The 13,343-nt window shown below is 63.2% G+C and carries 9 protein-coding genes and 2 riboswitches; of the genes, 4 read left to right on the forward strand and 5 right to left on the reverse strand.

The features are described from left to right. Positions 1 to 2: 2 nt before the first annotated feature. Genes ligA through smc form a run of 3 tightly spaced genes read right to left on the reverse strand, consistent with a single transcriptional unit; the run spans position 3 to position 7,041 of the window. Complete coding sequence (ligA, locus tag ASD07_RS01830; RefSeq protein WP_055924286.1) at positions 3 to 2,363, reverse strand: NAD-dependent DNA ligase LigA; 2,361 nt, start codon at positions 2,361 to 2,363, stop codon at positions 3 to 5. An 8-nt stretch (positions 2,364 to 2,371) separates the two neighbouring features. Further along, positions 2,372 to 3,496 (reverse strand): cell division protein ZipA C-terminal FtsZ-binding domain-containing protein, encoded by a 1,125-nt coding sequence (locus ASD07_RS01835; RefSeq protein ID WP_156397812.1) that lies wholly within the window; start codon positions 3,494 to 3,496, stop codon positions 2,372 to 2,374. 14 nt (positions 3,497 to 3,510) lie between these two features. Continuing rightward, positions 3,511 to 7,041: a chromosome segregation protein SMC gene (smc, locus tag ASD07_RS01840; RefSeq protein ID WP_082507053.1), complete on the reverse strand. Its 3,531-nt coding sequence runs from the start codon at positions 7,039 to 7,041 to the stop codon at positions 3,511 to 3,513. Positions 7,042 to 7,120: 79 nt separating this feature from the next. Between smc and ASD07_RS01845 the strand changes: the two genes are divergently transcribed. Beyond that, positions 7,121 to 7,591, forward strand: coding sequence for a low molecular weight protein-tyrosine-phosphatase (locus ASD07_RS01845; RefSeq protein WP_055924289.1), 471 nt, complete (start codon positions 7,121 to 7,123; stop codon positions 7,589 to 7,591). On the opposite strand, the gene ASD07_RS01850 is transcribed toward ASD07_RS01845, so the two are convergent. After that, positions 7,588 to 10,386 (reverse strand): DUF1631 family protein, encoded by a 2,799-nt coding sequence (locus ASD07_RS01850; protein ID WP_055924293.1) that lies wholly within the window; start codon positions 10,384 to 10,386, stop codon positions 7,588 to 7,590. The two genes, ASD07_RS01845 and ASD07_RS01850, sit on opposite strands and share 4 nt — an antisense overlap. A 225-nt stretch (positions 10,387 to 10,611) precedes the next feature. Between ASD07_RS01850 and ASD07_RS30600 the strand changes: the two genes are divergently transcribed. After that, positions 10,612 to 10,779, forward strand: coding sequence for a hypothetical protein (locus ASD07_RS30600; protein ID WP_156397813.1), 168 nt, complete (start codon positions 10,612 to 10,614; stop codon positions 10,777 to 10,779). Between the two features lie 53 nt (positions 10,780 to 10,832). Here ASD07_RS30600 and ASD07_RS01860 read toward each other — a convergent pair whose 3' ends face one another. Next, positions 10,833 to 11,393, reverse strand: a complete 561-nt coding sequence (locus ASD07_RS01860; RefSeq protein WP_055924301.1) for an ATP-dependent Clp protease proteolytic subunit — start codon at positions 11,391 to 11,393, stop codon at positions 10,833 to 10,835. Between the two features lie 99 nt (positions 11,394 to 11,492). Continuing rightward, a riboswitch (glycine riboswitch) is annotated at positions 11,493 to 11,578 on the forward strand. A gap of 27 nt (positions 11,579 to 11,605) precedes the next feature. Then, positions 11,606 to 11,710, forward strand: a riboswitch (glycine riboswitch). 49 nt (positions 11,711 to 11,759) lie between these two features. Between ASD07_RS01860 and gcvT the strand changes: the two genes are divergently transcribed. After that, the gene (gcvT, locus tag ASD07_RS01865) at positions 11,760 to 12,878 is read left to right on the forward strand and encodes a glycine cleavage system aminomethyltransferase GcvT (protein WP_055924304.1); all 1,119 of its coding nucleotides are present in this window, start codon (positions 11,760 to 11,762) and stop codon (positions 12,876 to 12,878) included. 47 nt (positions 12,879 to 12,925) lie between these two features. Beyond that, entirely contained in the window at positions 12,926 to 13,306 is a 381-nt protein-coding gene (gcvH, locus tag ASD07_RS01870) for a glycine cleavage system protein GcvH (protein WP_055924307.1), read from the forward strand. Positions 13,307 to 13,343 lie beyond the last annotated feature (37 nt).

A 13,343-nucleotide genomic window follows, 5' to 3' on the forward strand; every position in this document is an offset into this window, starting at 1 on the left:
CTTCAGCCTCCCAGCAATGCGAGCAAGCCCGCTTCATCAAGAATGGCGACGCCCAGCTCTTCGGCCTTGGCCAGCTTGCTGCCCGCCTCCGCGCCGGCGACGACATAGGAAGTTTTCTTCGATACCGAACCGGAAACCTTGCCGCCGGCGGCTTCGATCATGGCCTGCGCCTGGTCGCGGCTCATGGTCGGCAGCGTACCGGTCAGGACGAAGGTCTTGCCGGTCATGGCGCCTTCCGCTTCGGCCACTTCCGGCAGTTGCGCCAGCAGTTCTTCGCGCAATTCATGCAGGGCTACCAGCGAATCGCGGTTGGCCGGTTCGCGCATCCACTCATCCAGTGCTTCGGCCACATTGGCCGGCAGGCCGAAGACGTTGAACACCGGCAGGTGGGCCAGTGCCAGCAGGGTGGCGCCCGGTTTGACCTGCTCGACCTGCTCCGCCAACTGGCGCGCGCGCGGTTCGGTCAGTTTCGGGATGCCGATGGCAGCCAGCAGTGCGACTGTTTCGAGCTTTTCACGCAGGGCTGCTTTCGGTGCGCGCTCGCCTTTCGGCGCCACGCCTGCAGCCAGCAAGGCGTCCAGCGCTTGCTGGTTGCGCTCTTCGGCGAAGAAGTCGGCAATCGATTCAGCCACGGTGCCGCCGATATCGGGCAGCACGCGCAACACGGCTACCGGCGCCTTGCGGATCAGGTCCAGCTTGCCCAGCCAGTCGGCCAGCGTCTTGGCGGTCGACTCGCCGACGTGGCGAATGCCCAGCGCGAACAGCAGGCGCTCCAGCGGCGGGTTCTTGGCGGCCGCGATGGCGTCCAGCAGGTTTTCGGCCCACTTGGTCGGCACCTTGCCCTGCGCCGCCGTTTCCGGCGTCGTGCCCTCACGCTCGTCGGCCAGGCGCTTCATTTTCAGCAGGTCGTCCAAGGTCAGGCGGTACAGGTCCGCCACGCCGGCAACCAGCTTGCATTCCACCAGGTTGTCGATGTAGCGGTCGCCCAGTCCTTCAATATCCATCATGCGGCGGCCGCAGAAGTGGCGGATCGCTTCCTTGCGCTGGGCGGAACAGAACAGGCCACCGGAGCAGCGCGCCACGGCTTCATCCGCTTCCCGCACCACGTGCGAACCGCACACCGGGCATTCGCTTGGCAGCGCCCACATCAGCGGTTCCGGCGCCGGGCGCTTTTCCAGCACCACGGACAGCACTTCCGGGATCACGTCGCCGGCGCGGCGCACGATGACGGTATCGCCCACGCGCACATCCTTGCGGCGCACTTCGTCTTCGTTATGCAGCGTAGCATTGGTGACCGTCACACCGCCGACGAACACCGGCGCCAGGCGCGCCACCGGCGTAATCGCGCCGGTACGGCCAACCTGCACCTCAATTGCCTGCACCGTGGTCAGCGCTTCTTCAGCCGGGAATTTATGCGCCAGCGCGAAACGCGGCGCGCGCGAGACGAAGCCCAGCGCACGCTGGTCTTCGAAGCGGTTGGTCTTGTACACCACGCCGTCGATCTCGTATGGCAGCGCCGGGCGGGCCTTGCCGATACGCTCGTAGTAGCCCAGCAAGCCATCCTTGCCGCGCACCACCTCGCGCTCGGCGCACACCGGCAGGCCAAGTTCGGCATACCAGTCCAGCAGCGCGCTGTGCGTGGCGGGCAGCTCGGCGCCGGACAGCTCGCCAATACCGTAGGCATAGAAACTCAGCTTGCGCTGCGCGGTGATGCGCGAATCGAGCTGGCGCAATGCGCCGGCGGCGGCATTGCGCGGGTTGACGAACTCCTTCTGGCCCAGTTCTCGCTGGCGCGCGTTCAGGGCGGCGAAATCGGCCTTGAACATCAGCACTTCACCCCGCACTTCGAGCACAGGCGGCGCGTCGCCAATCAGGCGCAGCGGGATCCCTTTGATGGTGCGGATATTGGCGGTGACATCCTCGCCGGTGTAGCCATCGCCGCGCGTAGCCGCTTGCACGAACACTCCGTCTTCATAGCGCAGGTTGATGGCCAGGCCGTCGAACTTGGCTTCGGTGGCGTATTCGACCAATTGGACCGCATCGAGGCCTTCGCGCACGCGGCGGTCGAAGTTCTCGATATCTTCGTCGTTGAAACCGTTATTCAGCGACAGCATCGGCACGGCGTGCGTGACGGAGGCAAAGTCGTCCAGCGGCGGCGCGCCAACGCGCAGGGTCGGCGAATCGGGCGCCTGCAGTTCCGGGTGCGCCGCTTCGATCGATTGCAGCTCGCCGAACAGCTTGTCGTATTCGGCATCCGGAATGGTAGGCGCGTCCAGCACGTGGTAGGCGTGCAGGTGGCGGTTCAGCTCCGCGGCCAGCCAGGCTGCGCGTTCGGCGGGTGTTGCGTGTTGGGTGTTGCTCATGTTTCTGCTTAACTGAACAGGCGCAGCGCGCGGGTGGAGCCGGCCGGAATATCCGATGCCGCCATATCGTCGTAGAACTCGCGCACCTGGCCGGCGATGCTGGCCAGTGTTTCGTCGGCCAGCGGCTGGTTGGCATCGTCGACGATGGTCGCATCCAGGCGCACCATCAGGTTCTTGGCGCAGCCGATCATCGAACCGAAGCCGTCGCGTGCCGGAGCGACGCAAGGTACGTCCAGCAACAGCGTCAGGCGCGACGTGGTTTCCTCGGCCAGCGTGACGTTGGTCGAGAGCGAGAACAGGTAGCCGCCCTCGCCGTCCGGCATTGCATAGCGGCCGTCAGGACGCACGTCGAAGCCCAGTTTTTCCAGCGCGCCCAGCAGGGTCGCGATATTCCACGGGGCGCCGTTGGAAGCCAGGTTGACGCCCAGCTGCGCGTCGTGGTTGGCCACGAAGCGGTGCAGGTTCTTGGCATCCTGCATGACTTCGATCATGTCGGGGATCTGCGGTTCGGCGCCGATCTCGTCGGAAACGCTGCGCAGGCGGGTCACCAGCTCCGAGTATTCCAGTTCGTTCAGTGCGGTGCTGCGGCTGGCCAGCTGCACGCCGCCTTGCAGCTTGGTGTAGACCACGCCATGGCGCACCGGCTCCCAGTCGCCGCTCACGGCCAGGCCGATGAAATGAATCGGCTTGTTGCCGACAAAGCGCAGCTTCTGCAGGGCCGGCAGCAGTTTCTCGCCGCGCGCAGGCGCTTCCAGTTCCAGCGGCAGCAGGCAATCGATCAGCGGGTCGACCAGGCAAGTGGCCAGTTCTTCGGCCGGCACACCGGCATCGGCGGTGCGGATCGGCAGCCCCGGTTCGTCGCTATCCGGCGCAATGTTCGGCGCAGCGACGTTGCCTACGTGGCCACCGACATGTTCCGGCACGCCGTACGCGCCAGAGCCGGCATCCGGCATCGGTACATCGTCGAGGTGGAAGCGCGGTTCGGCGCGCACGCCGTCATCGGTGCGCATCAGGACATCATCGTGCTGGCCGTCGAAGGCGCGTTCGACGCGTTTTTTCAGCTTGTACTCCTGCCATTTGTTGTAGCTGATGACGCCAACGACGAACACGCCGCCGGCGGCAATCAAACTCATTTGGAAATCTGTAATCATGCGGCTTGAGCCTCTGTAGCAAATGACGCGGCGGATTCCATGTCCACCGCCACGATGCGCGACACACCTTGTTCCTGCATCGTCACACCGATCAGTTGATTGGCCATCTCCATCGCAATCTTATTGTGCGAAATGAAGAGGAATTGGGTCTGGTCGGACATGCGCTTGACCATGCGGCAGAAGCGCTCGGTATTGGCATCGTCCAACGGCGCATCCACCTCGTCGAGCAGGCAGAATGGCGCGGGATTCAAACGGAACATCGAGAACACCAGGGCCGTTGCGGTCAGCGCTTTTTCGCCGCCGGACAGCAGGTGGATGGTGGCGTTCTTCTTGCCTGGCGGTTGCGCCATGACCTGCACGCCGGAGTCGAGGATTTCCTCGCCGGTCATGGTCAGTTTCGCCTGGCCGCCGCCGAACAGGATCGGGAACAGCTCGGAGAAACTCTGGTTGACGCGATCGAAAGTATCCTGCAGCAGCTCGCGCGTCTCCTTGTCGATCCTGGTGATCGCATCTTCCAGGGTCGCAATCGCTTCGTTCAGGTCGCGGTTCTGCGCATCCAGGAAGTTCTTGCGTTCCGATGCGGTGGCCAGTTCGTCCAGCGCGGCCAGGTTGACGGCGCCCAAGCCGGCAATGGCGTTGGTCAGGCGCGTCACTTCGCCCTGCAGGTAGGATGCCTTCATGTCCGGGTGCAGTTTTTCGGCCAATGCGGCTTCGTCGGCCTGCACCTCAGCCAGCTGCTGCGCGAACTGTTCCTGGTTCAGGCGCGCAGCCTGCTCCTTCAACTGCATCTCGGTGATCTTGTCGCGCTGCGGTTGCAGGCTGCGCTCACCCTGCATGCGCGCGTCTTCGAACTGGCGCAGCTGCTGCGTGATCTGGTCGAGTTCATGGCGGGCGTCGGCCAGCGCGCGTTCCTGCTGCGTGCGGCGGTCCAGCAAGTCCTGCAAGCCTTCGTTGGCGGTGCCCGCTTCCAGGCCTTCCAGCTCCAGTTTGCCGGCTTGCAGGCTTTCCGTCACTTGCGCCACCTGCGCGGTGGCGGTGGCAATGCTGCGGCGCAATTCGTCGATGCGGTTGCGGCCCGACTTCTCGGCGAATTCGGTTTCCTGCGCCTTGCGTTCCAGTTCGCGCAAGGCTTCGCGGGCGTCGGCCAGGCGCTGCTCTTTCGCCATGAAGGCGGTCTGGCCGTCTTCGTGTTCGCCTTGCAGGTTGCCCAGTTCCATGTCGAGCTGTTCGAACTTTTCTTCCGACTCCAGCTTGACCTGCATCTGTTCTTCTTCCTGCGCCGAGATTTCGGCCAGGTCGCTCTCGATCTGGTTGCTGCGCTGGTTGAAGCGCGCTTCGATTTCGGACAGTTTGACCACTTCGAGCTGCAGCGTGTGCACGCTGGCGGTCAGGCTTTGCACCTTCGCACGCAGTTCGGTCAACAGGCGGCTGTGGTTGCCCAGCGCGGCGTCGGCGCGCACGGCGCGGCTGCGGGCCTCCTCCGCCAGCATCGATTGCGCGCGCAATTGCTTGGTGATGTTGTCGATCTCGTGCTGGCGGCCCAGCATGCCGGCCTGCTCGTCGTCGGCGGCGTAGAAGCGCACCGACGACTGGGTGATGAGGTGGCCCTGCCTGGTGACGAAACAGCCGCCTGCCGGCAGCGTCGCGCGCGCCGCGAAGGCGCCGGCATTGTCGTCGGCCAGGAACACGTTGTGCAGCCAGTCCTGCAGCACGGCGCGCAAGCCCGGGTCGTTCAGCTTCAGCAAGTCGATGAACGGGCGCAGGGCCGCGTCGCCGGCAGGCGCAGGCGCGGCGCCCGCAGCGGCAGGCGCGAACAAGGCCAGTTTGGCGGGCGGGGCATCGTTGAAGAAGTGCTTGGCCCACTCGATGTTCGATACCTGCAGTGCCGAAGTGCGTTCGCGCAGCACGGCTTCGAGCGCGGTTTCCCAGCCCTCCTCGATATCCAGCTTCTGCCACAGGCGCGGCAGCTCGTTCAGCTCATGCTTTTGCAGCCAGGGCGTGATCTTGCCCTCGGTCTGCACCCGCTCCTGCAGCTGGCGCAGCGCATTCAGGCGCGCTTCCAGCTGGTGCGTCGCGGCAGACTCGGATTGCACGCCAGCTTGCGCCGCCTGGCGTTCTTCTTCCAGCTTTGGCTGCTGCTCCAGCGCTTCCTCGAGCATCATGTTCTGCTCTTCCAGCGACTGCTGCTTTTCTTCCAGCTGCATCTTCAGGTTGGACAGGTGCGAGGAATCGGGCATCGCCAGCCCGCCCTTCTCCTGCTGCAGGCGCTCCTTGCGCGTTGCCAGGCCAGCCAGGATGTTGGATGCATTGCGCTGGTGCGCTGATTCCAGCTCCAGCTGCTGCTGCGCCTGCATGATGCGCGCACGCGACTCGGTGCTCCGGGTCTGCGCCTCGCGCCACTCCTGCTCCAGCACCGGCAGCAATTCGCCCTTCTGCTCCGCCAGCATGCGCGCCTCTTCCACGCGCGCCGACAGCTCTTCCAGGTTGATTTCCGCTTCAGCGACCTGGCCGCCATATTCCTCCGCCTGCTGCGCCCACTGGTCGCGCTGCGCGGTCAGGGTGGCAAGCTGCTGCTGCAGGCGGCTGCGCGACTCGATGACGAACTTGATCTGCGCTTCCAGGCTGCCGATTTCGGCATTGGTCTGGTACAGGTGGCCCTGCGCCTGGTGCAGGCGGTCGCCGACGGCGAAGTGCGCCTGGCGCATCTGCTCCAGGGTCAGTTCCACATTGCGCAGCTTCGCGGTCTGCTCTTCCAGGTCGTTCTGCGCCTGTTCCATGTCGCGGAAGTACTTCGCCTGCTCGGCCTGCGCCTCGTTCTTGCGCAGCAGCCAGAGCAGCTTCTGTTTCTCTTCCTGGTCGGATTGCAGCTGGTGGAACCTGGTTGCCACCGCCGCCTGGCCTTCCAGCTTTTCCAGGTTGCTATTCAGCTCGCGCAGGATATCGTCCACCCGCAGCAGGTTTTCACGCGTATCGTGCAGGCGGTTTTCCGTTTCGCGGCGGCGTTCCTTGTACTTCGATACGCCTGCCGCCTCCTCCAGGAAGACGCGCAGTTCTTCCGGACGCGACTCGATGATGCGCGAGATCATGCCCTGGCCGATAATCGCGTAAGCGCGCGGGCCGAGGCCGGTGCCGAGGAAGATGTCCTGGATATCGCGCCGGCGCACCGGCTGGCCGTTGATGTAGTAGGTGGAGGTACCGTCGCGCGTCAGCGTGCGCTTGACCGCAATCTCGGCGTACTGGCCCCATTGGCCGGACGCCTTGCCCTCGTTGTTGTCGAACACCAGTTCCACGGAAGCGCGGCCGGCTGGCTTGCGATGGGTGGAACCGTTGAAAATCACGTCCTGCATCGACTCGCCGCGCAGCTCGGAGGCCTTCGATTCGCCCAGCACCCAGCGCACCGCGTCGATAATATTGGACTTGCCGCAACCGTTTGGACCAACCACGCCGACCAGCTGTCCGGGTACCTGGAAATTGGTGGGATCGACGAACGACTTAAATCCCGACAATTTAATGGAAGATAGACGCACGTTTTATCTGTACTTCGCCCGCTGGGACGTGTTAAAAAAGTGGCTAATCATACCATTTTCCCTGTATAGCAAGAACAAAATGAAGACCAGAACCGCCATCCTGTTTGTATGCATGGGTAACATTTGTCGCTCCCCGACCGCGGAGGGTGTATTCCGCGCCCGCGCCCAGGCCGCCGGACTCGATCTGCACATCGATTCCGCAGGCACCCATGCATACCATATTGGCAACCCGCCTGACCCGCGCTCAACCCGGCATGCGGCAGCCCGCGGCTACGACCTGAGCCCCCAGCGCGCCCGCGAAGTCGCGGCCGAAGACTTCGAGCGCTTTGATTACGTGCTGGCGATGGATCACGACAACCTGGAGGCGCTGCTGCGCGCCTGCCCTGCGCAACATCGCCATAAGGTCAGGCTTTTCATGGAGTTTGCCTCGCACTCCGGATCGGACGTGGTGCCCGATCCGTATTACGAAGGCGCGAACGGCTTCGATTTGGTGCTGGACTACATCGAGGACGCATCGGACGGCCTGCTGGCCGCCCTGCGCAAGACTTAAGACGAAGTGCCGTTGGCCGGCAGGTCGTGGTGGTCGTCGTTGACAGCTGCGACCCCGCCCATGGCCATCGACAGGGCGGCCGCCACCACACCCTCGGTGCGGATCAGGCGCACGGTACCCTTGCGGAATTGCTCCGCCATGGCTTCGCCGGTGATCGAGAAGGCCTCCTGGCGGCCCGTGGTGGAGAAGATATAAAGCGTCTTCAGTGGGCTGATCCAGGCCAGCTTGACTTTTCGCTGGCTGCCGTCCTGCTGGTCGAATTCGAGCCACATGCCGCGCGCCAGGCTATCCACCTCGATCGCCGCATCGTCATCCGGCGGCGGCGCCTCTTCCGACTTCACTTCGGCGACAACCTGCAGCTGCATGCGCCGCTCGGCATCCTTTTTCGCCACTTCCATCGCGAGTTCGACCTGGCGCTCAGGCGACATTTCGATCGGAGCGCGCACGATGGAGGCATGGCATTCCGCCAGTTCGGCGAAGAATTGCAAGCGGTCGGCGTCCTGCCACTTGACCACATCCAGCCACTTGTTCAGCATGGACAGCAAGGTAGGCAGCTTGGAAATGAGCTTCTTGCGCTCGTCCTGGGTAATCTTCGGACGCACGCTCCAGATCAGGTCATCCATGGTCTGGGTGGCGTTGTTGACGGCGCCCGGCTTTTCACCCTCGACACTATAGGCGATGGTCAGCACCGACACCCACTTGTTCTCGAGGAAGGCTTCGACAATCGCCACCACTTCGCCGGTACCGATGCGCAGCGCCACGGCATCCTTGGCCGACTTCGCGGCCACCGACATTTTTTCCTGCTTGAGCGCCTGTGCAATCGGCTCCGCCATGGCGGCGGCCGCTGCGGCCTCCTCCGCCTTGATGGACGCTTCCAGCTCGTTCACCGCCTCGGTGAACACCGTCATCTCTTCTTCGTGGTCCTGGCTGACCATTTCCACGCTGCGCTGCATGGCTTTATACAGCGGATCGTCAGGATCCTTGTGCTGCTCCCAGCCCATGCGCGACAGCAGGTCGATCATGCGGCGCGCAGGGTGGGCTTCCTGGAAGAAGAAATTCTTGTCGACCAGCGCAGCCTTCAGCACAGGAATCTGCAGGAAGCGGATCAGGTTGCGGATTTCCGGCGAAATGCTGGTATCGCGGAAGACGGTATCGAACACCGCCGACAACAGGTCGATGGTGCCTTCGTCGGCGCGCGTCAGGCTCCCCGCAGGCGCCTGCTCCTTGATCTGCGGCAGCAGGAATACATTACCCATCGAGCCGCCGGCCGCTGCCAGGCCTGGAGCCGGCATCGCACCGCCGCCAGCCTGCATGGGGCCAGCCGCGAAACCGGATGCCAGGCCCATGCCCGGCGCCGGCATCGCGCCGCTATCGGCACTGGTGAACACGGCGCCCGACGGCACACCGCGCTGCAACTGCGCCAGGAAATTCATCAGCGGCTCTTTGGCGTTGATCAACGATGCGCGCTGGGCTGCTTCGTTATTGGCGCCGCCATGGAAACCCTGTGCCGGTCCTTGCACCCAGCCACCCGCAGGCACGGCCACGCCGCCCGGCACGCCCGGCACCGCAACGCCGCCCATCATCCCGCCCGGGACGCCCGCAGCCACTACCCCACCCTGCATTCCCATGTCCGCAACACCGGCACCGGGGGCTGAGATGATCGGCAGGCCACCGCCGGGTACAACGCCGCCGGCAGGAATCATCATGCCGCCCGTCAGCGCAGCGCCAGGAACACCTGGCATCATGCCGGCGCCTGCAGGCATCATGCCAACGCCAGCAGGCATTGCCATGCCGGGCATCGCGCCCGGAACAAATCCCGGAGCCTGCATTGCCTGGCCAGGAGCAGCCATCGGCGCCGCCCCCATGGCCGGTGCTGCGGCCGCGGCGGAATCCGCGGTGTGCGCCGGCGCGCCATACAGGCCCGGCGCAACGCTCAAGGTCGGCAGCGACAGGTCAAGGTCGCCCAATTGTTCAAATCCACTCGGTCCGGCCGCGGCGCCGCCTGGCGCCTCGCCCGTGCCCGAAAAGAACTGGCGCAATTGTTCCGCCAGTGCAGCCTGCTGGTTCTTCTTGCGCGAAGGAGCTTGCGATGCATCGTGCGAATCGGCACGGCGCGACTTGTGTTTTTCGACCGAGCCGGGACCGACGCCTTTGCGCTCGAGCGCGCTGCTCAGCTCTTCGAGCATGCTGCCGAAATCAAAGAATTGTTCCGGGCGCAGGAATGGCTTGATCAGCTCATTCGCTTCCTCATCCTTGATGAAATCGATCCACGCCTGCTGGAAGGCGCCGAGGAAGACTTCGGGACGGAAAGGATTCTGGTTGATGCGCAGGATGTCGCGGTCCAGCAGGAAGGCAAGGCGCACATTGAGCGTAGCCAGGCCGTCCGAGTACTTCACCTCGAACGCCTTGCTGAAACTGTTCAGGGTGACCTTGGTATCCATCTCTTCCATGGATACCAGCGACAGCGCGTCTGTCAACTTGCGGGCCGGCGCCTTCTGGCCAGGCGCCAGCTGGGCGATTTCCAGCCGCAGGTCATTTTCGAGCTGCTTGGCGAAAATGCCGAGGAAGGCGTAATGGTCGGTGCGCAGGCGATTGCCGGCGCGCAGGCGCGCCTGCAGGGTCTTGACGTCGACAGCATGGTCGGCATCGACCAGCTCGCCGGCCCAGGTCGTCGACAAGGCGACGAACTGCTCGCTGATGTGTTTATTCACCAGGCCAATCAGGTTTTCCAGCAAGGCATGCCGCGGCGTGACCGCTTTTTTAGGCGCCGAAGATGTTGGGTTTTCTGGAAGCATGGTCTGGCCTGGCTTTGGTGGTTATTCACATTGTCGCAGATTATTGCCAAGTGGCAATAGGTAAACGAAGAGAATTTCGAAATATTTAGGGTGCTGTGGAGAAATTGTTGAGTTTGCACCACGATGGTGCAGGATAAATCCTACAAACCTGGCCGCTGCATTCCGATTCACCTTTACTATTACACAAAGCAAGATGAAGTTCCGATCCTTCAGAAAGGAACTGTCATGAAATCCAGGAAAAAAACCAGCAAACAGAGTTCGAGCCCAGGCACCCGCCAAAGTGTCGACCAGGGTTCGCGTTCGGGCGCGCAATCGGGCAGCCAGCAGTCCGATACCGGCCGCCAAAGCAAGACGGACAAGAAAACACCGGCCAGCCGCAGCGGCAATCGCTAGATGAGCCGCGGCGCACGAGGGGCCTGGAAGCATGCTTCCAGGCCCTTGTCGTTTCAGATATTCGTCACGCGCTTGCCTTTGGGCGGCTTGAAGTCGGCGACCGCGTTTACCAGGCCCACTTTGGCAGCCTCCGGGGCGGTCAGGTGCAGGTCGGAATAGGCGTGGATATTCCAATGTTCGTCGGTCAGCTGCACGTGCTTGCGCAGGATCGCCTCGGTGCGCGCATCATCAGCCTGCAAGCCCTCGACAATGATGCGCAGCGCATCCGGCCGGGCGCCATGCGGCGCGCTGGCGTGGGACTTATGCACCATGAAACGCGCTGTTTCGCTGGCATAGCGCTCCTCGCCGGACAGGAATAGGATCACGGCAATTGAAGCTACCGCGCCGCCGTTATAAGTGATGATCTTGATGGGCAAGTTGCGCAGGTAATTGTGCAGGCACAGGCCGTCGCTGACGTAGCCGCCGTTGGACTGGATCAGGATGTGCGCGATTTCAATGCCGTCCTCCGTCATGTCCGCCACCGCGTCGAACATGCGGTGCACCATATCGCTGTTCACGTCGCCGGACAGGGTGAACCAGGCCTCCGTATCGCGCTTTTGCTTTTCTTCGCTCATGGTCGCTCCACTCTGTAAATGGATGTCCGGCCATTCTAGCGCAGGCGGTTCCAAAGGGGCGTCAAGATTGACTTTATTGTCCTCCTGTCATATAGTCGCAAGTCTTGATCGGGAGAGACCAGCGTACGCTGGCGCCGAAGGGGCATTACCCAGAAACTCTCAGGCAAAAGGACCGGTCAGGGGGCCAACCCCGCCAGCAAGCTGGCGGGTGGGGCTAAAACTCTGGAGAGCGGCCCGCCATGGCGCGGGGCCCACCGAAGGGGCGTGCGGGAATACCTTCCCGTTATCTCTCAGGTACCAAGGACAGAGGGGTAGGCGTATTCATGTTTACGTTTATTAACCCCTATTCTCTGCCCTGAGGTATCAATGACGCTCAAAGCAACCCCACTCAACAACGCTCATCGTGCCCTTGGCGCCCGCATGGTCGACTTCGGCGGCTGGGACATGCCGGTCAACTACGGCTCCCAGATCGAAGAGCACCACGCCGTGCGCAGCGACGTCGGCATGTTCGACGTGGCCCACATGTGCGTGGTTGACATCAAGGGTGCCAACGTACGTTCCTTCCTGCGCGGCCTGGTCGCCAACAACGTCGACAAGCTGCAGGTATCGGGCAAAGCCCTCTACTCCTGCATGCTGACCCCGGAAGGCACCGTCATCGACGACCTGATCATCTACTTCATCAACGAAGAATGGTTCCGCCTGGTGGTCAACGCCGGCACCGCGGAAAAAGACATCGCCTGGATGGAGAAGCAGAACGCAGCCACCGGCGCCGGCCTGGCCATCACCCAACGCCGCGACGGCGCCAACGCCATGGCCCTGATCGCCGTGCAGGGCCCGAACGCCCGCGCCAAGGTATGGGAAGTTATTCCGCAAGCCAAAGCGGCTACCGCAGAAATGAAGCCGTTCAACGTGGCCCTGGTGCCAGGCACCGCCTTCGGCGAAGCCATGGTGGCCCGCACCGGCTACACCGGTGAAGACGGTTTTGAAATCGGCGTGGCGGCAGAACAGGCTGAAAACCTGTGGCACGCCCTGAATGCCGCCGGCGTCAAGCCGGCAGGCCTGGGCGCGCGCGACACCCTGCGCCTGGAAGCCGGCATGAACCTGTACGGCCAGGACATGGACGAAACCGTGAACCCGCTGGACGCCGGCCTGGCATGGACCATCGACCTGGTCTCCGAGCGCGACTTCATCGGCAAGGCAGCCCTGCAAGCCAAGGGCCAGAACGCCCAGTTCGTCGGCCTGATCCTGCGCGAAAAAGGCGGCGTGCTGCGCGCCCACCAGAAAGTCATCGCCGCCAACGGCGAAGCTGGCGAAATCACTTCCGGCACCTTCTCCCCGACCATGCAGCAGGCAATCGCGCTGGCGCGCGTGCCGATGGGCGTGACCGTGGGCGACACCGTGCACGTGGAAATCCGCGACAAGAAGCTGGCCGCCACCGTCGTGAAGCTGCCTTTCGTCCGTAACGGTAAAATCCTGGTTGCTTGAGCCAGAATTCAGCAGAACCAAACAATAACCTTAGCCTTGGAGCCAATATGAGCAACATTCCAGCAGACCTGAAGTACACCGAGTCCCACGAGTGGGTACGCGCTGAAGCAGACGGCACCGTGACCGTCGGCATCACCGAATTCGCGCAAGATGCCCTGGGCGACATCGTGTTCGTCGAGCTGCCAAAAGTAGGCGCATCCTTCACCGCCGGCGACGACGCTGCCGTGGTGGAATCGGTGAAAGCCGCTTCCGACATCTACGCCCCGGTTTCGGGCGAAGTGGTTGCCGTAAACGACGCCGTGGTCGGCGCACCTGAATCGATCAACGCCGACGCTTACGCGAACTGGCTGTTCAAGATCAAGCCTAGCGATGCCGGCGCCATCAACGGCCTGCTGGACGCAACTGCTTACGGCAACGTAGCGCACTAATTACTGCATTATCGGGCCCGCTGTGTGCGGGCCCTTT

This window comes from Duganella sp. Root336D2, assembly GCF_001425005.1.
Taxonomy (GTDB): domain Bacteria; phylum Pseudomonadota; class Gammaproteobacteria; order Burkholderiales; family Burkholderiaceae_D; genus Rugamonas.

Bases quoted from the DNA above. Each gene is read 5' to 3' on its own strand.
- ligA (WP_055924286.1), bottom strand. From the start codon at position 2,363: ATGAGCAACACCCAACACGCAACACCCGCCGAACGCGCAGCCTGGCTG.
- ASD07_RS01835 (WP_156397812.1), bottom strand. From the start codon at position 3,496: ATGAGTTTGATTGCCGCCGGCGGCGTGTTCGTCGTTGGCGTCATCAGC.
- ASD07_RS01845 (WP_055924289.1), top strand. From the start codon at position 7,121: ATGAAGACCAGAACCGCCATCCTGTTTGTATGCATGGGTAACATTTGT.
- ASD07_RS01850 (WP_055924293.1), bottom strand. From the start codon at position 10,386: ATGCTTCCAGAAAACCCAACATCTTCGGCGCCTAAAAAAGCGGTCACG.
- ASD07_RS30600 (WP_156397813.1), top strand. From the start codon at position 10,612: ATGAAATCCAGGAAAAAAACCAGCAAACAGAGTTCGAGCCCAGGCACC.
- ASD07_RS01860 (WP_055924301.1), bottom strand. From the start codon at position 11,393: ATGAGCGAAGAAAAGCAAAAGCGCGATACGGAGGCCTGGTTCACCCTG.
- gcvT (WP_055924304.1), top strand. From the start codon at position 11,760: ATGACGCTCAAAGCAACCCCACTCAACAACGCTCATCGTGCCCTTGGC.
- gcvH (WP_055924307.1), top strand. From the start codon at position 12,926: ATGAGCAACATTCCAGCAGACCTGAAGTACACCGAGTCCCACGAGTGG.